This is a genomic window from Solibacillus ferritrahens, from assembly GCF_037027585.1.
Taxonomy (GTDB): Bacteria; Bacillota; Bacilli; order Bacillales_A; family Planococcaceae; genus Solibacillus; species Solibacillus ferritrahens.
In genome coordinates, this window is record NZ_JAXCLE010000002.1 from 352,667 (window position 1) to 372,365 (window position 19,699).

The window sequence follows — 19,699 nt, forward strand, 5'->3', positions numbered from 1 at the left end:
GAATGCTTAAGATGAGAAAGTGTGGTTTTATAAAATGAAAGTATTATTTATTGGAGACATTGTTGGTTCCATTGGTCGAGATGCTGTTGAACAGTATTTACCTCGTCTAAAGAAAAAATATAATCTGGATGTTGTTATTGCAAACGGAGAAAATGCTGCAGCAGGGCGTGGCATTACACGTGCAATCTATAATGATTTGCTGCAAATGGGCGTAGATGTCATTACAATGGGCAACCATACGTGGGATAACAAAGACATTTTTGATTTTATCGATGATGCGGATTACTTAGTTCGTCCGGCGAATTTTTCAAAAGATGCTCCAGGACGTGGGATGACGCAAGTTTCGAAGAACGGTGTAACAATTTCAGTCATTAATTTACACGGGCGTGTATTTTTGCCGCCGCACGAAGATCCGTTTGCGATGGCAGTGGAAATGGTCGAAGAAGCGAAAAAAACGTCGCCAATCGTATTTGTAGATTTCCATGCAGAGGCGACAAGTGAAAAGATTGCATTAGGTTGGCATTTGGATGGTAAAGCCTCTGTTGTTGTTGGAACGCATACCCATGTACAGACAGCTGACAATCGTATATATCCGGGGGGGACTGCATATATTACGGATGTTGGTATGACCGGACCGTACGATGAAGTACTCGGTATGGGAAAAGACAATGTCATTTATAAGTTTTTGACTAATATGCCTACGCGCTATGAAGTACCAAAAAAAGGCCGTGCTGTATTGAGTGCATTCTTTGTCGAAATTGAAGATAAAACAGGAAAAGCGATCAGGCAGGAACGTGTTCTTATTAATGAAGACAATCCTTTTCGAGCATAGATAAAAGTAAATTTCGGACAAAATATAACACCTACCATTGAAAAAACTTGGCGATTGCCTATTTTTATTCAATGCGTAGGTGTTTTTTTAAAGGATATTAATTGAATAAAGTGAGTGAATAATTAGCAATTGCGGTGGAAACTATAGTTCATATGCTCTCTATTATAGTTGAAAAGAGTCTGAGGAGAATCAGGATGAAAAAAGCATGGAAGTGGCTAATTAGTATCGCTGTTGTTTTAGTCAGTACGAGTCTCATTGTAATTGTTAATGTATATGGAGATATAAAAAGTACAGCAAATGAAATTTATACACCGATGGACGAAAAATCATCTGATATACGGATGCAGCCAGTCGATATTACAACAAAAATGGAGCCGTTTTCAGCACTAGTTTTAGGGGTGGATGAACGTGAAGGTGATGTGGGGCGCTCTGATACGATGATTGTTTTGACCGTCAATCCAAACCTTCAAACGACAAAAATGCTAAGTATACCCCGTGACACCTATACCGAGATGATTGGAAAAGGGTTTAAAGACAAAATCAATCATTCCTATTCCTTTGGTGGAATGGAAATGTCGATGGAAACAGTGGAAAATTTATTGGGTATTCCGATTGATTATGTGGTGAAAGTGAATATGGTAAGCTTTGTCGATATTATAGACATCCTAGGTGGTGTTAAAGTTAAAAATACACTGAACTTCAATTTTCAGGGGGAACATTTTCCGATTGGGGAATTGGTGCTCGATGGAGAGAAGTCTTTGAAGTATGTAAGAATGCGCTATGACGACCCTACTGGTGATTTCGGCAGACAAAATCGACAGAAACAAGTCATTCAGGGCATTATAAACGAAAGCTTGTCAATAAAAAAAGTATGGAATTATAAATCAATTTTTAAAACTTTGGAGAAAAATGTGGAAATGAATGTTCCTTTTGATGATCTCCTTAGTATACAAAAAAATTATAGTGATAGTTTAAAAAAGATAGAGCAGCTTTATATGAACAAAGGCTCGAATGCGAAGTTGGACGGTATTTATTACTATATGCCGGATGAAGGTGAATTACTGGAGATTCAGGCAGATTTGAGAAAACATATGGAGATGTAGCAAAAGTTTATAGCAGCAGGTCCGATTTCATCAAGTAAATGCGATGGTTCGATACTAATTTTAAATATTGAAGTGTCGATAAAAAGGCTGTCAAAAAAGCCACGACTATTTTGGCTTCTTCACAGACAAAAATTTTAAGGGTTGTATTGAATAATCATAAATCACCTAACCCTCATCATTATTAAAATGAGAACTATAGTTTAGCAGATTAATTTTTCTTAATGTATCTATAATTTTGGAAGTCTATTTTGGAAATAGCGCGCATACAATGACGTACAGGCAATAAAAATTGTCTTAAAAGATATTGCAGTACTAGATGAGGGGGAAATAGCTGTGGATTCATTAAAAGTATCATCTCGTTCTAATCCTAATTCTGTTGCAGGAGCACTCGTTGCGGTAATACGAGAGCAAGGTTTTGCAGAAATGCAGGCTGTAGGTGCAGGTGCGTTAAACCAAGCAATTAAAGCAGTAGCAATCGCTCGAGGGTTTGTGGCTCCAAGTGGTACAGATTTAATTTGTGCCCCGGCTTTCGCAGACATTACAATTGCAGGAGAAGATCGGACGGCGTTAAAACTGCTCGTTGAAAAAAGAACTCGTTCAGCTAATCATCAATAGTCCTACACCCGCTTAGCACCTAAGTAGTGCTAAGCGGGTGTTTTTTATTTTCAGGAATTTTGTTATAACAAATACATAATAGTGAAACAAAATGTGAAAAATTTCGTTTCTTAAATAAACTGCATAAATAATCAAGATTACCCGCAAAACAAATTGTGTACAGAAACTTTCCGTCAAAGGTCTGATTTTTACTACTATATGACATTTGCAATAGAAGAGACTTACACTTCATGTTAAACTAATGTAGGAAAAATAACTATACGTAGCTCAGCTTGATGCCAGCTACATCCGAGCTAACAACTATATAATACAGAAATTTTAAGGAGATGTTGATATGTTACATCAGCTTTCATGGAAAGTCGGTGGGCAGCAAGGTGAAGGGATTGAGAGTACAGGTGAAATTTTCTCAATGGCAATGAATCGTTTAGGTTACTTCCTATACGGTTACCGTCATTTCTCTTCTCGAATTAAAGGTGGCCATACGAATAACAAAATTACGGTTCGTCCAACAGAAGTACGCGCTATTGCGGACGATTTAGATATACTAGTGGCGTTCGACCAGGAAACAATCGACGTAAACTATAAAGAATTAACACCAGGCAGCATCATTTTAGCCGATGCGAAATTCAATCCAACAAATCCGGAAGATTGTGTAGCACCATTATATGCTGTGCCATTTACAGAAATTGCGGCTGAACTTGGTACATCTTTAATGAAAAACATGGTTGCAATTGGAGCAACAGCTGCGCTTTTAAACTTAGATGAGGCAGTTTTCCAAAGTGTTGTTGATGAAATTTTCGGGCGTAAAGGTGAAGAAGTCGTAGCAAAAAATATTGAAGCGATTGAACGCGGACGTCAAGCAATTACAGAACAGATTGGTGACCGTGTAGGTACGTGGGAGATTGCTCCTGCTGACGGGAAACGCCGTATGTTCATGATCGGAAATGATGCAGCAGCATTAGGCGCATTAGCAGCTGGCTCTCGTTTTATGGCAGCTTATCCGATTACACCGGCATCTGAAATTATGGAATACATGATTAAAAAGCTTCCATTAGTAGGTGGAGCAGTTATTCAAACTGAAGACGAAATTGCTGCAGCGACAATGGCTATCGGAGCAAACTACGGTGGTGTGCGTGCGTTTACAGCATCAGCGGGTCCTGGTCTTTCATTAATGATGGAAGCTATTGGTCTTTCAGGTATGACAGAACAGCCGCTTGTTATTTTTGATACTCAGCGTGGCGGTCCATCAACTGGTTTACCGACAAAGCAGGAACAGTCCGATTTAATGGCAATGCTTTACGGTACACACGGTGAAATTCCGAAAGTTGTGATTGCGCCTTCTACAATGGAAGAAGCATTTTACGATACGATTCAGGCATTTAATATTGCGGAAGAATTACAATTACCGGTTATCGTGATGACAGATTTACAATTAGCATTAGGTAAACAATCTGTTGAGCCTTTTGATTACAGTAAAATTGAAATCCGTCGTGGTAAAATTGTTGATTCAGTAGAAGATGAAGAAACAAAAGAATACTTTAAACGTTATGAAGTTACAGAAGACGGTGTATCACCGCGTGTATTCCCGGGTTTAAAAGGCGGTATTCACCACGTAACAGGTGTTGAGCACGATGAAACAGGGAAACCATCTGAAGCGCCGGGCAATCGTCGTAATCAAATGGACAAACGTATGCGTAAATTACAGCAAGTCCGTTTTGAAAACCCTGTGTATGTGAATGCACCACATGAAGAAGCAGATGTTTTATTAGTTGGCTTCAACTCAACGCGCGGTGCATTGGAAGAAGTACAGGAAAAGCTGAATTCTGAAGGCGTAAAAGTGAACCACGCACATATTAAGCTGATCCACCCATTCCCATCTGAAGAGATGAGTGCATTAATGGATCAAGCGAAAAAAGTGATTGTTGTGGAAAACAATGCGACAGGTCAGCTTGCAAATGTTATGAAAATGAATATCGGTGGTCACGCGAAGACGAAATCGATTTTAAAATACGATGGTACTCCTTTCTTACCACGTGAATTAACAAACTTAGTGAAGGAGGAAATTTAATCATGGCAACATTTAAAGATTTCCGAAATTCCGTAAAACCTAACTGGTGTCCTGGCTGTGGTGACTTCTCCGTACAAGCGGCGATTCAACGCGCAGCAGCAAACGTAGGCTATGAACCAAGTGAATTGGCTATCATCTCAGGTATCGGCTGTTCAGGTCGTATTTCCGGGTATATTAATTCATACGGCTTCCACGGCATTCATGGCCGTGCGTTACCAATTGCACAAGGTTTGAAAATGGCCAACAAAGACTTGAAAGTTATCGCATCTGGCGGTGACGGAGACGGCTTTGCAATTGGTATGGGTCACACGATTCATGCAATCCGCCGTAACATCGACATTACGTATGTTGTAATGGATAACCAAATTTACGGATTAACAAAAGGTCAAACTTCTCCACGTTCTGCTGCTGGTTTCATTACGAAATCAACACCAGGTGGGGCAATCGAGCCGTCATTAAAACCGCTAGAAGTTGCTTTAACAGCAGGTGCGACATTTGTGGCACAAGGCTTCTCAACGGATATTAAAGAACTGACAGCAATGATCGAAGCCGGCTTAAACCATAAAGGCTTCTCATTCATTAACGTATTCTCGCCATGTGTAACGTACAATAAAGTGAACACATACGACTGGTTCAAAGAAAATTTAACAAAGCTCGCTGACATTGAAGGCTATGATTCTTCTAATCGAGAAATGGCAATGCAAACAGTAATGCGCCACGAAGGTCTTGTAACAGGCGTTATTTATCAGGATACAGAAACAACTTCTTATCAAGATAAAATTAAAGGCTATTCAGAGTTGCCGTTAACAGATATCGATATTAGCTTATCGGAAGATCAATTTGATCAACTTATTAAAGAATTTATGTAAATAATAATTTTAGGGCTATATAGGCTGAATTTTTCAGCTTATATAGCTCTTTTTTCATTTTGGAGTGAAAAGTGGCGAATATCTGGGATCGGGTGGCGAATATGTGAGATGAAGTGACGATTATGCTAAGTGATTTGACGATTATCCATTTGTAGATGGCGAATAAGTATAAAGTAGTGGCGAATATCACACTAATTGTCTAATATTTAATTATTTGTTTACGAATAATTTACTAAGTATTACTATAAAGTCATTTATAATTTAGGTAGTTTAAGTTTTTTTAGCATACTATTTTTTTGATATTTAATAGAAAAAAATAAAAATGTGAAAATTAATAATTATTTTCAGAAAAATAATGAAATTCAATAAAATAACTGGTATATTTAATCAAGAAGATATATTACTGAATAATATGTTAAATAATTCCATATGTTAAAATACCTAATATTTTGGAATAAATATTAAGATTTTTGGAATAATTTCTTTTATTAAGTTGCTCTTTGTAGTAAAATAGAATTAATTATTATGTGTAAACTGTAATAATATTGGGTTTTTATGCTTATGTTAAGGTAGTGGGAAACACTTAACTCCAGTAAACAACGTGCTATTTTAAAAGTTGGGGAAACTGCTGTAAAAAAATATAAAACACAGCATGAATATTACATTTTAGGGGGATGGATTTTTATGAACAGTCAAATTCAACTTATGGTACCTGAGTGGTTTGTCCAAGATGAGCTGCATATTATTGAAACAATTATTAATAAAGTTTCCGGGACATCAGGTATTGTAATTGCTGGAGAAAACTTCGATGCTTCAAAGCAATACAATCCAATTGTACGTCTGTATACAATTGGCTTAGTTGAAGATCAATATGAATTAATCAAGGAACTCGATTCATTCCAATTTAAAACAGTAGAAGATGCGAAATTATTTTGCTCAAAGCTGCCTGAACTTAATGCTATTGATTTGATTATGCTTATGAATAAAGAAGAGCCTGTGCTTTCCGTGTAATAGATTATAAAGCTTTGTTAGATGAAATCTCATTTAACAAAGCTTTTTTTGTCGTTCCTTTCTGAGTGCCTCTATTTGTATTTTAATGTAGAAAGGCTACAATAAAGAAGAATAACATTATTAAGGAAGTGATTTAAATGGCTAGAGGTGTATATATTCACATTCCTTTCTGTCATCAGATTTGTAACTACTGTGATTTTAATAAAGTATTTTTTAAAAATCAGCCAGTTGATGAGTATATTGAAGCACTTGGGCGTGAAATGGCAATGACGGTAGCCAAAACCCCTGAAGCTTTTACTAATATTGAAACAATTTTTCTCGGTGGGGGCACACCTACTGCATTATCCGCACAGCAAATTGAAAAATTATTGCAGCTAATAACGAAACATATTCCCATGTCATCCGTAAAAGAATTTAGTAGTGAAGCAAATCCGGATGAACTCACTATCGAGAAATTACAAGCTCTTTACAATGGTGGAGTAAATCGCTTAAGTATGGGTGTACAATCTTTTGATCAATCCTTACTAACAAAGATCGGTCGCACACATTCCAATGACCATGTATATGAAACGATTCAAAACGCAAAAAACGTAGGCTTTGAAAATATTAGCATTGATCTAATGTATGGATTGCCTGGGCAAACGATGGAGCAGTGGCAAGATACGCTGGAAAAAGCATTGGCATTAAAGCTTCCTCATTATTCAGCATATTCCTTAATCGTCGAACCGAAAACAATTTTCTACATTCAATATGCAAAAGGGAAATTAAATTTGCCGACCGAGGATCTTGAAGCCAGCATGTATGGTGTATTAATGGATACGATGGAAGCGCACGGACTGCAGCAGTATGAGATTAGCAATTTTGCGCATGAAGGATATGTATCTACACATAATAAAATTTATTGGGATAATGATGAGTATGCAGGCTTTGGTGCAGGTGCTCACGGATATTTAAACGGCATTCGATACTCAAATGTAGCACCGATAAAAAAATATATCGAAACAGTTATGGAAGGAAATCTTCCACTATTGCAACAACATGAAGTGACAGTTGAGGAAAAGTTGGAAGAGCAAATGTTTTTAGGGCTAAGAAAAACGGCAGGTGTCACACATGAAGAGTTTGAAATTAAATTTAATCGATCAATGATATCGCTCTATGAAGAAACCATTTCACGCTTACATCAAGAAGATTTGATCGAATTTGATACAACGGGAATTCGCTTAACTAGAAAAGGGCGATTTATAGGCAATGAAGTTTTTCAACGTTTTTTAGTAGGGGAATAATTTGAAGATTAAGTGCTGTTCGATGTAAATCATCTACTGCGTGTAAAATAATCACAAAAAGAATATTAAAAATTTTGGACGAATTCATTGACATCAATTTAGAGATTTGCTAATTTATATAATATATTAGCACTCCTCTTAATCGAGTGCTAACAGAGGTGAAGAGATGTTAACAAATCGGCAGTTACAAATATTGCAAGCAATCGTAGATGACTTTGTGATGTCTGCTCAGCCTGTTGGTTCGCGTCAACTTTCGAAAAAAGAAGGTATTACGTACAGTGCAGCTACAATACGTAATGAGATGGCTGATTTAGAGGAATTAGGCTATTTGGAAAAAACGCATACTTCATCAGGAAGAGTGCCATCAGAAAAAGGTTATCGCTTTTATGTTGACCATTTACTTAAGCCTCAAGTCATTTCGACTGGCGAAGTAGCACAAATTCACTCGCTCTTTGAAAAACAAATTGTCGAAGCGGAGCAGATTATTAAAGAATCGGCGAATATCCTATCGGAGTTAACAACGTATACGACAATATTACTCGGTCCCGATGTTCAAAAGCACCGTGTAAAAAAATTCCAGATAGTTCCTTTAACAGAGGAAACAGCAGTGGCTATTATTGTGACGGATAACGGTCATGTAGAAAATCGTACTTTAACGTTACCATCGGGTTTTAGCCCGCATGATATAGAAAAAATGGTAAATATTCTGAATGACCGATTAGTAGGTGTGCCATTATATGACCTTCCAATAAAGCTTCAAACAGAAGCATTATCGGTATTGAAATCGCATATTAACGCATCTGAATCAATTGTCCGGTCTTTATTGTCCATTACTTCACAACAGAATGAGAGTAAAGTTTATTATGGTGGAAAATCGAATATGTTAAACCAGCCTGAATTCCATGACTTAGCCAAAATGAGAATGCTGATGGATTTATTTGATAAGGAAAATCAAGTTCAAACGCTATTTAATCAGGGAAACCATGGTATTCAAATTCGAATAGGTTCTGAAAACAATCATTTAGCAATGGAAAATTGCAGTGTAATTACCGCTTCCTTTTTAGTCGGTGAAGAACAGCAAGGGGCTATCGCAATTATCGGTCCAACACGCATGGATTATAGACGGGTTGTGACATTGTTGGATGTTATGACAAACAGCCTTTCCCAAGCGTTTTTCGATAAGAAACATTAGTGACCCGGTGATATTGCGTCAGCGAGTATTTCTATATTCTGCTGAATTTAAATAAATGGTTGATACTCGAGGAGGAAAAGAAGTGTCTGAAACTACAAAAACAAATGAAGAATTGCAGCAAGAAGAAATAGCTGAGCAAGAAGAGGTAGTAGAAACAGCTGAAACTGAAGAGACAGTATTAGATGAAAAAGAACAGAAAATTGCTGAATTAGAAGCGAAATTAGCAGAAGAAGATGCACGTTACTTACGTTTACGTGCAGATTATGATAATTTATCACGCCGTAGTCGCCTGGATCGTGAATCTGCAGAAAAATACCGTGCGCAAAGCCTGTTAACTGAATTATTGCCGGCATTGGATAATTTAGATCGCGCCCTTAAAGTCGAAGTAAATTCGGAAGAAGCGGCTTCATTATATAAAGGTGTGGAAATGGTGTATCAGCAATTATTAGCTGCGACTGAAAAAGAAGGTTTAGTAGTTATTCCTGCTGAAGGAGAAACATTTGACCCGAATTTCCATCAAGCGGTGATGCAAGAGCAGGATAGTGAAAAAGAATCAGGTATCATTTTACGCGAATTACAAAAGGGATATAAATTAAAAGACCGTGTTCTACGACCTTCAATGGTATCTGTAAACGAATAATTCAGTACTTTTTAGTACTAGTTATATAAATAAGGCTGTCAAAACTTTAACCTTATGTAAATAAGGTTGGTTGGACAGGATTTGTTAAACTATAAACAAATACATTCTGTTTTTTAATATTAGGAGGAAAATTAAATTATGAGCAAAATTATCGGTATTGACTTAGGAACAACAAACTCTTGTGTATCTGTACTAGAAGGCGGCGAGCCAAAAGTAATTCCCAATCCAGAAGGTAACCGTACATCTCCATCTGTAGTAGCATTTAAAAACGGTGAAAAACAAGTGGGGGAAGTTGCTAAGCGTCAAGCAGTAACAAATCCGAATACAATCATTTCTATTAAATCTAAAATGGGTACTAACGAAAAAGTTAAAGTGGATGATCAAGAGTACACGCCTCAAGAAGTATCTGCTATGATTTTACAATACTTAAAAGGTTATGCTGAAGACTACTTAGGTGAAAAAGTAACGAAAGCTGTTATTACAGTTCCGGCTTATTTCAACGATGCACAACGTCAAGCAACTAAAGACGCTGGTAAAATCGCAGGTTTAGAAGTAGAGCGTATCATCAACGAACCAACAGCTGCAGCATTAGCTTACGGTTTAGATCAACAAGACGTTGACCAAAAAATCCTAGTATTCGACTTAGGTGGCGGTACATTTGACGTTTCAATCCTTGAATTAGCTGACGGCGTATTCGAAGTATTAGCAACAGCAGGTGACAACAAACTTGGTGGTGACGACTTCGACGACAAAATCATTGCTTACTTAGTAGAAGAATTCAAAAAAGAAAATGCAGTAGATTTATCAAAAGACAAAATGGCAATGCAACGCTTAAAAGATGCAGCTGAAAAAGCGAAAAAAGACTTATCGGGTGTAACTTCTACTCAAATCTCATTACCATTCATTACTGCAGGTGCTGACGGCCCACTTCACTTAGAAGTGTCATTATCACGTGCAAAATTCGATGATTTAACTAAAGATTTAGTAGAACGTACAATCGTACCTACTCGTCAAGCGTTATCAGATGCAGGTCTTTCTGCTTCAGAATTAGATAAAGTAATTTTAGTTGGTGGTTCTACTCGTATTCCTGCAGTAGTAGAAGCAATCAAAAAAGCAACAGGTCATGAGCCACACAAAGGCGTAAACCCTGACGAAGTAGTAGCGATGGGTGCTGCTGTACAAGGCGGCGTATTAGCTGGTGACGTACAAGGCGTATTATTATTAGACGTAACTCCCTTATCATTAGGTATCGAAACTATGGGTGGCGTTATGACGAAATTAATCGACCGTAACACGACAATCCCAACATCTAAATCTCAAGTGTTCTCAACAGCTGCAGACAATCAACCAGCAGTAGATATTCACGTATTACAAGGTGAGCGTTCAATGGCTGCAGACAACAAAACATTAGGTCGCTTCCAATTATCTGATATTCCACCAGCACCACGTGGTATTCCACAAATCGAAGTAACATTCGATATTGATGCGAACGGTATCGTATCAGTTAAAGCGAAAGACTTAGGTACACAAAAAGAGCAAACAATCGTTATCCAATCTGATTCAGGATTATCAGAAGAAGAAATCGAGCGTATGGTAAAAGATGCTGAAGCAAACGCTGAAGCAGATGCAAAACGTAAAGAAGAAGCAGATCTTCGCAACGAAGCAGACCAATTAGTGTTCCAAGTTGATAAAACAATTACGGACTTAGGTGAGCAAATTACAGAAGAAGAAAAGAAATCTGTTGAAGATGCACGCGATGAGTTAAAAGCTGCTTTAGAAAAAGGCGAAATCGATGGAATTAAAGAGTCTAAAGAAAAGTTAGAAGGCGTATTACAGCCGTTAGTAATGAAAGTATACGAGCAAGCGGCAGCAGCTGCACAAGCACAAGGCGGAGCTGAAGGCTTTGAAGGCGCTGCAGATGCAGGTAAAAAAGATGACGGCGTTGTAGATGCTGACTTTGAAGAAGTAAAAGACGATAAAGACAATAAATAATCAAACGTTCTATAATAAAAGCCAAAGACCGCTTGCGGCTTTGGCTTTTAAGTTTGTTGATGTCCTCTGTTTTGAAAGTAGTAAGCGTGGTGGAGCGAGGAAAAATAGAGGGAGAAATTTCCGTTATTTTATAAAAATCATTTAAAAAGCCATAAATAACGGAAGGAATTACCCTTATTAAGCTAAAAAGTAAGATAATAACGGCTTTTTTTATGAATAAGGGAAAAAATTACCTCTATTTTCTCTTAAAATAAAGGTCTTTAAGAAATAAGAGAAAAATCTTCCCTTATTTCATATTATTTCGCCAATCCCATTGAAGTAGAGGACCAAAAGTGAAGTAGGAAAGTACGCTTGAAAATACTCGATACCTTCAAGCAGTACCCCGAGAAAGCACTGGACAACATGAAATAGCAAACACTATTTATTTGATATTAAAAGTAATATAGCAAATGGTATACATCATTTTTTCAACATGCTAAAATAGACGTTATGTAAAAAGAGCGGAGAGTGAACAATGAGTAAGCGCGATTACTATGAAGTGCTTGGCCTAAGTAAAGGTGCAAGCAAAGATGAAATAAAAAAAGCATATCGTAAATTATCAAAACAGTATCACCCTGATTTAAACAAAGAAGAGGGGGCAGATCTAAAGTTTAAAGAAGTAGCAGAAGCATATGAAGTGCTGTCCGATGATCAAAAACGTGCCCGCTATGATCAATTTGGTCACGAGGATCCGAATGCTGGCTTTGGCGGCGGTGGTTTCAGTGGCGGTGGCGGTTTTGGAGGCTTCGAGGATATTTTCAGTTCGTTCTTTGGAGGCGGTCGACGCCAAGATCCGAATGCACCACGTAAAGGTGACGATCTGCAATTCCGTATGAATATTACATTTGAAGAGGCAGTATTCGGAAAAGAAACTGAAATCGAAATTCCGAAAGAAGAAACTTGTGATACATGTCATGGTTCAGGTGCGAAGCCAGGTACTCAGCCTCAAACATGTTCACAATGTAATGGTGTAGGTCAAATTAACCAAGCCGTTGATACACCGTTTGGCCGTATGGTAAACAAACGCTCTTGTCCAAGTTGCCGTGGTCAAGGGAAAATTATTGTTGATAAATGTACACCATGTCGAGGTACAGGTAGCATAACGAAAAAGAAAAAAATCAAAATTACAATCCCGGCTGGTGTTGATGATGGTCAACAACTGCGAGTGGCAGGTCAAGGTGAAGAAGGCTACAACAATGGTCCGGCAGGAGATTTATACATTATCTTTGCTGTTCGCAAGCACGAACAATTTGAACGTGATGGCGACGATATTTTATATGAACTAAACTTAACATTCCCGCAGGCTTCATTAGGGGATGAAATAGAAGTACCGACAATCCATGGTAAAGTGAAGCTGAAAATTCCAGCGGGTACTCAATCAGGAGCGCAATTCCGTCTAAAAGATAAAGGTGTAAAAAATGTACATGGTTATGGTATGGGTAATCAATACGTAATCGTAAAAGTTGTCACACCTACTAAATTAACAGAAAAACAAAAGCAATTACTAAGAGAATTTGCAGAAATCAGTGGTGACATTCCGGAAGAACAAGGTAGTTCACTATTCGATAAGATTAAGAAAAAAATTAAAGGTGACTAAGGAGTGTATTGCAAGTGAAATGGACAGAACTTTCGATTTTAACGACGCATGAGGCCGTTGATGCAGTGACGAACATTTTGCATGAAGCTGGTGCAAGTGGTGTAGTGATTGAAGATTCAAAGGAACTAGATAAAGAAAGAATCGATAAATTTGGTGAGATTTATGCACTGAATCCAGAAGACTTTCCAAAAACAGGTGTCATTGTAAAAGCATATTTATCAGCTTCAAGCTTTTTGGCGGAGACAATCGAAGAAATTAAGCTTGCAATTGCAAACCTTGTAAACTTTGATATAAATATTGGTGAAAATATTTTAACGCTTTGTGAAGTTGATGAGGAAGATTGGTCAACGGCATGGAAACAATATTACCATCCTGTTAAAATTTCCGAACGCTTTACAATCGTACCAACTTGGGAAGATTATAAACCAGTGTCAACGGATGAACTTATTATTGAACTAGATCCTGGTATGGCGTTTGGTACAGGTACGCATCCAACTACTGTTATGTGTCTGCAAGCGCTTGAAAAAGTTGTACAGCAAGGTCATACAGTTATCGATGTTGGTACAGGATCGGGTGTTCTATCTATCGGTGCTGCAATGCTTGGAGCGGAAAAAGTCCATGCACTGGATTTGGATGAGGTAGCTGTTAGAGCGGCACGTGAAAATGTGGAATTAAATAAAATGGATGCTATTGTTGAAGTATTCCACGGCAACTTATTGGATACAGTTAAGGAGCCTGCCGATATTGTAGTGGCGAATATTTTGGCTGAAATCATTATGTCATTTACTGATGATGCATTTTCAATTGTTAAACCTGGTGGACTTTATGTTACTTCAGGAATCATTGGTGCCAAAAAAGATGAAGTAAAAGAAGCGTTGGAAAAATCCGGCTTCGAAATTGAAGAAGTTCTAATGATGGAAGACTGGGTAGCGATTATTTCGCGCCGTCCTTAATTGAATTTCAGAGAACAACAGCTGTTTTGTGCAGCTGTTGTTTTTGTATAACAAGGAGTGAACACGATGCAACGGTATTTTATTGAATCACCCGGAAATAAAGAAAATGAATTTATTGTAACAGGTGAAAATGCACGTCATATTAGTAAAGTAATGAGGATGACAGTAGGGGAAGAAATCATCATTGTCCATGAGAATGTAGCAAATATATGTGAAATTGTTGAGATAGATCAGGATGTACGTGTCAAAAAGACCGGACAAACAATTCCATCACCGGAAATGCCCATAAAGGTGGATATCGCATGTGGGTTGCCAAAAGGGGATAAACTGGAGCTGATTGCACAAAAAGCGACGGAACTAGGGATGTATGCAATGATTCCGTTTGCGGCAGAGCGCTCTATTGTGAAATGGGATGCTAAAAAAGCGAAAAAAAACCAAGAACGCCTGCAGAAAATTGCGCAGGAGGCTGCGGAGCAATCACACCGGACACATATACCACAAGTTGAAGAGCCGATAAGCTTTAAACAGCTTATACAAAAATTCGCTAAGTATGATGCGATTTTTATTGCAGATGAAGAAGATGCTAAATTAGAAAACCGGACGAGCTTTAAACAAAAGCTTCAATCGCTTAATACTGATGAGGAATTACACATTCTTTGTATTTTTGGTCCGGAAGGTGGAATTTCCCGCAATGAATCAAAGGTACTGATCGAAGCTGGTGCACAAACAATGTCACTCGGTCCTCGTATATTGCGAACAGAAACAGCGCCGTTTTATGCTTTATCAGCAATTTCCTATGAATTTGAATAAAACGAAGGGATTGATTTGAAAGGTAACTTTCGAATCAATCCCTTTTTGTATGTATGGATTAGTCCTATTTGATTAATTTTATCTCAAATTCGAAATTTTTACTTGTATAATTACGTTTAATAATTGTACAATGTTTGTATAACATTGTAGCTCTTTTAAAGGTGATGGATATATTAATAAAAGTTAAAGGTGAAATATCATGCTATAAGTCATTATTTCAACAGTTAATATTCAAATAAAGTAATAGGGCAATGAAGGAAGTTGCTAACGTTGTACAACAATTAATTATTTATTTTAATCATTGTCCAATGCTTGGAATAAAAGGAGGCAGTAGAGATGAAAAAAATTGCAGTAGTAGGTGCTGGACCTGGTGGATTAGCGGTAGCGATGTTGATGGCACATAAAGGTTATGACGTAACAATTTATGAGAAACAGGCCTATGTAGGTGGGCGTACAAGTGAAATTAAGCTTGGTGAATATAAATTCGATATGGGACCTACATTTTTGAACATGCTATATATAGCGGAGGAAATATTCGAATTAACTGGACGGAATATAAACGATTATGTGGATTTAATTGATTTAAATCCAATGTATCAGTTGATTTTCCATGATAAAAAGATCAATATGACGCGTGATGCAAACGAAATGATTCGTCAAATCGACGAACTTTTCCCAGGAAATGAAGGTAGCTATGAACGTTATATGGAGCGTACTCAAAAGAAGTTGGAAGTTCTCGCGCCTGTTTTACAAGCCCCTATGAATCGACTGACAGATTTATTGAATCCTAAAGTGATAAAAGCTGCGGGAGAATTAGAAATCGGTAACTCGCTTGTAGATACATTGTCAAAGTTCTATAAAGATGAAGATTTGCAGCTTGCCTTTACATTCCAAGCGAAGTATTTGGGGATGTCTCCGTGGGAAAGCCCGGGTGCCTTTTCGATCTTATCGTATATAGAGCATGCATTCGGTGTTTACCATATAAAAGGCGGTATCAATAAATTAACGGACGCGATGGCAAAAGTCGTGACTGAATTAGGTGGGAAAATCCATCTTAATAGCGGTGTGAAAAAATTGAAAGTAAGCGGGAAAAAGGTGACAGGCTTACTGCTTGAGGATGGTCAGGAGATTGTAGCGGATGAAGTTATTATTAATGGGGATTTTGCCAATGCAATGACTAGATTAGTAGAGCCAGGCGTATTAAAAAAATATACGCCTGAAAAATTGGAGAAGAAGCAATATTCATGTTCGACTTTTATGCTGTATTTAGGTGTGAATAAACGTTTTGATCTTCCGCATCATACAATTTGGTTTGCAAAAGACTATCGTAAAAATGTAGAGGAAATTACGAAATCAAAGCTATTATCTGAAGATCCTTCAATCTATATTCAAAATGCAGTGGTTACAGATGAAACTGTAGCTCCGGAAGGGAAATCGACGCTTTATGTATTGGTACCTGTGCCTAACAATACAAGTGAAATAGACTGGACGAAAATAGCTGCACCTTTCCGTGATCTAATTTTAAATATGATATCAGATAAATTGGGGATTACGGATATTAGAGAATATATTGAAGAAGAGCGTATGATTTCGCCTATAGACTGGGAACGAGACATTCATGTTTATAAAGGGGCAACATTTAATTTGGGGCACCAGTTATCGCAAATGCTTGTATTCCGTCCACGCAATAAATTTGAAGAGCTTGACCATTGTTGGCTAGTAGGTGGGGGCACACACCCAGGAAGCGGCTTGCCGATTATTTTGGAATCTGCCCGTATTACAGCCAACGGAATATTGAAAGAACATAAACAGCCGCTTCATCCAGTTAAGCCGTTACCGAAAGTCGAACACTATAAACCGGTACAAAAAGATAAGGATCTAGCCCATCAGCCAGCAGCAATTCAAGTAAATTAATACCGAATTTTTTGGAACTTTTAATTGTATAATACGTATTACAATGTATGCAATTAAAGGAGGCACAATAATGTTTAAAAAATTTGCTTCAGATGCTTTAGGCTTATCTGATATTGGTGTAGTTATTTCAAGGGAAGATTTTGACAAGACAGACGCAGATGATTTTATTTTTAATGAAATGGATGAAAAAATCTATTTTCTTATTAAGACGAAAGCAGATGAATATTGCTTTACAAACTATGCATTAATTCACGTAGATGGTGCTAATGCAATTAGTAAAAAGCGTATGCTGCGTCGCTATGACTATGAGTATTTCGCTCTTGATGAAGTGTTGTTGGAAACGGCGGGTACAATTGATTTAGACGTAGAAATTAAATTTGTCATCGGCAATATTCCTTTGAGCATCGATATTCATAAAAAGTATTTAACTGAAATAAAGGATTTATATAAAGCGCTTCATGCTATATCAATGGAACAAAAAGCGAATTCCTTCAATATGGATGCGGCAAAACAGAGTCTGAATTTGGCAGCTTCTTCACTAGGGCGTACAGGTGCTGACGGGGTTTCTCCGGCAGTTGCTTTTAAAGAAATTACGTCATTTTCACACAGCTGGCTCATCGATCAAAAGAAAGCATTTGTAAAAAAAGATTTTGGAGATGTTTTCGAAAAATACATTAATAACTAAAAGTAGAAGCGTGCGGTATTCAATACTGCGCGCTTCTACTTTTTGCAGGAATTTATAGGCACCGTAATATGGGGGAGGTTTTCTAATAAAATTCCACTTGATTGATTGGTGGGCTACGGCAAGACAGCGATAAAGCCACGTGATACATGTCTTTATCGTGCCTTTATTGCCGTTTGCGAAGCCCACCAATCCCAAAATTTTTAATCTCGTTATAAAGTGGTGGAATAAAAGTTGTTTTTCAGTACCCTTCTAAAATAAAGGGAGATTTTACCGTTATTTTAAATATGTAGCTCATTTTAGGATAAATAAGGGAACGTTTTACCGTTATCTTAAATAAATTCCTGGAATTTCATGTTTTTTAGGTCAATAACGGAAATTCCTTCCTCTATTTATCTCATTACACAATTAAATTTACAAAAGCTTTGGAGCCACGCCGCCTGGAATGTCTGCCCCGGAACGTCGGCGCTCAAGGTTACAAAAGTAATCAATTTTATAATTTAAGAGTAGTTATCATGTAAAAAGACTTTTAAGATGAAATGCGCATTTTAAAAGTCTTTTTCTATGCGCAAATTATTAAACATGAAGGTTAAAAAGATAGGCTTTGCATAGCGTTTTGTGCTATTATAAAACACGTTGATATTTTATCTGCAGTAAGCTAATTGAAGACTATGCCACTGGCAAATTGATAAGTGTAACCTTGAAAGGATGATATAAATTATGAGTTACGAACGTACTAAAACCGTATCTCTACATACATTAGGGTGTAAAGTTAACCACTACGAAACAGAAGCTATTTGGCAATTATTTAAAGAACAAGGATATGAGCGTACAGAGTTTGATCATCAGGCGGACGTTTATGTTATTAATACATGTACTGTAACGAATACAGGGGATAAAAAGTCCCGCCAAGTTATTCGCCGTGCAATACGCCAAAATCCGGATGCAGTAATTTGTGTTACAGGCTGTTATGCACAAACATCACCAGCTGAGATTATGGCCATTCCAGGTGTTGATATTGTCGTAGGTACACAGGATCGTGATAAAATGCTTGGCTATATCGAGCAATACCGTAATGAACGTCAGCCAATTAATGCTGTACGTAATATTATGAAAAATCGTGTGTATGAAGAGTTGGACGTACCAGCATTTACAGACCGTACGCGTGCATCGCTTAAAATCCAGGAAGGCTGTAACAACTTCTGTACATTCTGTATCATCCCATGGGCGCGCGGGTTAATGCGTTCACGTGATCCGGAAGAAGTTATTCGTCAGGCACAGCAGCTAGTGGATGCGGGATATTTGGAAATCGTCCTTACAGGTATTCACACAGGAGGATACGGACAAGACTTCAAAGACTATAACCTAGCACAGCTGTTACGTGACTTGGAAGCACAAGTTAAAGGCTTGAAACGTTTACGTATTTCTTCAATTGAAGCATCTCAATTAACGGATGAAGTGATTGAAGTACTGCAAAACTCTGAGATTGTAGTAAACCATTTACACATTCCGATTCAATCGGGTTCTGATACAGTATTAAAACGCATGCGTCGTAAATACACGATGGAATTTTTCGCAGAACGTCTTGAGAAACTGAAGATTGCTTTACCGGACTTAGCTGTTACGTCTGACGTAATCGTAGGTTTTCCAGGTGAAACGGAAGAAGAGTTTATGGAAACATTTAATTTCATTCGCGACCATAAATTTTCTGAGCTTCACGTATTCCCATACTCACAGCGTACGGGTACACCTGCTGCAAGAATGGACGACCAAGTGGATGAGGAAATCAAAAACGAACGTGTTCACCGTCTAATTGCATTAAATGATCAATTGGCAAAAGAATATGCGTCTCGTTTTGAAGGTGAAGTGCTGGAAGTTATTCCTGAAGAGCGCTTTAAAGATGGGGACAATGAAAATCTTTATGTTGGTTATACAACAAATTATTTAAAAGTTATTTTTGAAGGCAATGAGAACATGGTAGGTCAGCTAGTAAAAGTTAAAGTTACAAAAGCAGGCTATCCATATAACGAAGGGCAATTTGTTCGTGTTATGGAAGAGTTGTTAAATTAAATAGATAGGGTTGTATAGAAGTGAAAACT

16 protein-coding genes are annotated in these 19,699 nt (G+C 37.6%); all 16 read left to right on the forward strand.

The genetic code is table 11. The annotated features are described in order from the left end of the window. The first annotated feature begins 34 nt into the window (after positions 1–34). Positions 35–832: a TIGR00282 family metallophosphoesterase gene (locus SNE38_RS03820; protein ID WP_191702450.1), complete on the forward strand. Its 798-nt coding sequence runs from the start codon at positions 35–37 to the stop codon at positions 830–832. Between the two features lie 194 nt (positions 833–1,026). After that, on the forward strand, positions 1,027–1,935 hold the full coding sequence (locus SNE38_RS03825; RefSeq protein ID WP_191702451.1) for an LCP family glycopolymer transferase: 909 nt from the start codon (positions 1,027–1,029) through the stop codon (positions 1,933–1,935). Positions 1,936–2,268: 333 nt separating this feature from the next. After that, positions 2,269–2,550 (forward strand): stage V sporulation protein S, encoded by a 282-nt coding sequence (locus SNE38_RS03830; protein WP_191702452.1) that lies wholly within the window; start codon positions 2,269–2,271, stop codon positions 2,548–2,550. Positions 2,551–2,884: 334 nt separating this feature from the next. Further along, the gene (locus SNE38_RS03835; protein WP_336045881.1) at positions 2,885–4,618 is read left to right on the forward strand and encodes a 2-oxoacid:acceptor oxidoreductase subunit alpha; all 1,734 of its coding nucleotides are present in this window, start codon (positions 2,885–2,887) and stop codon (positions 4,616–4,618) included. Between the two features lie 2 nt (positions 4,619–4,620). Then, a complete protein-coding gene (locus tag SNE38_RS03840) occupies positions 4,621–5,487 on the forward strand; it encodes a 2-oxoacid:ferredoxin oxidoreductase subunit beta (protein WP_191702454.1) in 867 nt (288 codons plus the stop codon). Positions 5,488–6,171: 684 nt separating this feature from the next. Next, a complete protein-coding gene (locus SNE38_RS03845) occupies positions 6,172–6,498 on the forward strand; it encodes a geranylgeranyl pyrophosphate synthase (protein ID WP_191702455.1) in 327 nt (108 codons plus the stop codon). 137 nt (positions 6,499–6,635) lie between these two features. Continuing rightward, positions 6,636–7,781, forward strand: coding sequence for a radical SAM family heme chaperone HemW (gene hemW, locus SNE38_RS03850; protein ID WP_191702456.1), 1,146 nt, complete (start codon positions 6,636–6,638; stop codon positions 7,779–7,781). A gap of 166 nt (positions 7,782–7,947) precedes the next feature. Next, positions 7,948–8,973, forward strand: a complete 1,026-nt coding sequence (gene hrcA / locus SNE38_RS03855; RefSeq protein ID WP_191702457.1) for a heat-inducible transcriptional repressor HrcA — start codon at positions 7,948–7,950, stop codon at positions 8,971–8,973. An 82-nt stretch (positions 8,974–9,055) separates the two neighbouring features. Next, on the forward strand, positions 9,056–9,613 hold the full coding sequence (grpE, locus tag SNE38_RS03860; protein ID WP_318247657.1) for a nucleotide exchange factor GrpE: 558 nt from the start codon (positions 9,056–9,058) through the stop codon (positions 9,611–9,613). Between the two features lie 138 nt (positions 9,614–9,751). Further along, entirely contained in the window at positions 9,752–11,605 is a 1,854-nt protein-coding gene (gene dnaK / locus SNE38_RS03865) for a molecular chaperone DnaK (protein WP_191702459.1), read from the forward strand. A 514-nt stretch (positions 11,606–12,119) separates the two neighbouring features. Further along, complete coding sequence (gene dnaJ / locus SNE38_RS03870; RefSeq protein ID WP_336045882.1) at positions 12,120–13,241, forward strand: molecular chaperone DnaJ; 1,122 nt, start codon at positions 12,120–12,122, stop codon at positions 13,239–13,241. A 14-nt stretch (positions 13,242–13,255) separates the two neighbouring features. Then, positions 13,256–14,194, forward strand: a complete 939-nt coding sequence (prmA, locus tag SNE38_RS03875; protein ID WP_191702461.1) for a 50S ribosomal protein L11 methyltransferase — start codon at positions 13,256–13,258, stop codon at positions 14,192–14,194. A gap of 66 nt (positions 14,195–14,260) precedes the next feature. After that, positions 14,261–15,004, forward strand: a complete 744-nt coding sequence (locus SNE38_RS03880; RefSeq protein ID WP_191702462.1) for a 16S rRNA (uracil(1498)-N(3))-methyltransferase — start codon at positions 14,261–14,263, stop codon at positions 15,002–15,004. Between the two features lie 336 nt (positions 15,005–15,340). Then, complete coding sequence (locus SNE38_RS03885; RefSeq protein WP_191702463.1) at positions 15,341–16,918, forward strand: phytoene desaturase family protein; 1,578 nt, start codon at positions 15,341–15,343, stop codon at positions 16,916–16,918. A gap of 70 nt (positions 16,919–16,988) precedes the next feature. Continuing rightward, positions 16,989–17,603, forward strand: coding sequence for a PH domain-containing protein (locus SNE38_RS03890; RefSeq protein WP_191702464.1), 615 nt, complete (start codon positions 16,989–16,991; stop codon positions 17,601–17,603). A gap of 717 nt (positions 17,604–18,320) precedes the next feature. After that, on the forward strand, positions 18,321–19,670 hold the full coding sequence (gene mtaB / locus SNE38_RS03895) for a tRNA (N(6)-L-threonylcarbamoyladenosine(37)-C(2))-methylthiotransferase MtaB (protein ID WP_191702465.1): 1,350 nt from the start codon (positions 18,321–18,323) through the stop codon (positions 19,668–19,670). The last annotated feature ends 29 nt before the right edge of the window (positions 19,671–19,699 follow it).

Bases quoted from the DNA above. Each gene is read 5' to 3' on its own strand.
- SNE38_RS03820 (WP_191702450.1), top strand. From the start codon at position 35: ATGAAAGTATTATTTATTGGAGACATTGTTGGTTCCATTGGTCGAGAT.
- SNE38_RS03825 (WP_191702451.1), top strand. From the start codon at position 1,027: ATGAAAAAAGCATGGAAGTGGCTAATTAGTATCGCTGTTGTTTTAGTC.
- SNE38_RS03835 (WP_336045881.1), top strand. From the start codon at position 2,885: ATGTTACATCAGCTTTCATGGAAAGTCGGTGGGCAGCAAGGTGAAGGG.
- SNE38_RS03840 (WP_191702454.1), top strand. From the start codon at position 4,621: ATGGCAACATTTAAAGATTTCCGAAATTCCGTAAAACCTAACTGGTGT.
- SNE38_RS03845 (WP_191702455.1), top strand. From the start codon at position 6,172: ATGAACAGTCAAATTCAACTTATGGTACCTGAGTGGTTTGTCCAAGAT.
- hemW (WP_191702456.1), top strand. From the start codon at position 6,636: ATGGCTAGAGGTGTATATATTCACATTCCTTTCTGTCATCAGATTTGT.
- hrcA (WP_191702457.1), top strand. From the start codon at position 7,948: ATGTTAACAAATCGGCAGTTACAAATATTGCAAGCAATCGTAGATGAC.
- dnaK (WP_191702459.1), top strand. From the start codon at position 9,752: ATGAGCAAAATTATCGGTATTGACTTAGGAACAACAAACTCTTGTGTA.
- dnaJ (WP_336045882.1), top strand. From the start codon at position 12,120: ATGAGTAAGCGCGATTACTATGAAGTGCTTGGCCTAAGTAAAGGTGCA.
- SNE38_RS03880 (WP_191702462.1), top strand. From the start codon at position 14,261: ATGCAACGGTATTTTATTGAATCACCCGGAAATAAAGAAAATGAATTT.
- SNE38_RS03885 (WP_191702463.1), top strand. From the start codon at position 15,341: ATGAAAAAAATTGCAGTAGTAGGTGCTGGACCTGGTGGATTAGCGGTA.
- SNE38_RS03890 (WP_191702464.1), top strand. From the start codon at position 16,989: ATGTTTAAAAAATTTGCTTCAGATGCTTTAGGCTTATCTGATATTGGT.
- mtaB (WP_191702465.1), top strand. From the start codon at position 18,321: ATGAGTTACGAACGTACTAAAACCGTATCTCTACATACATTAGGGTGT.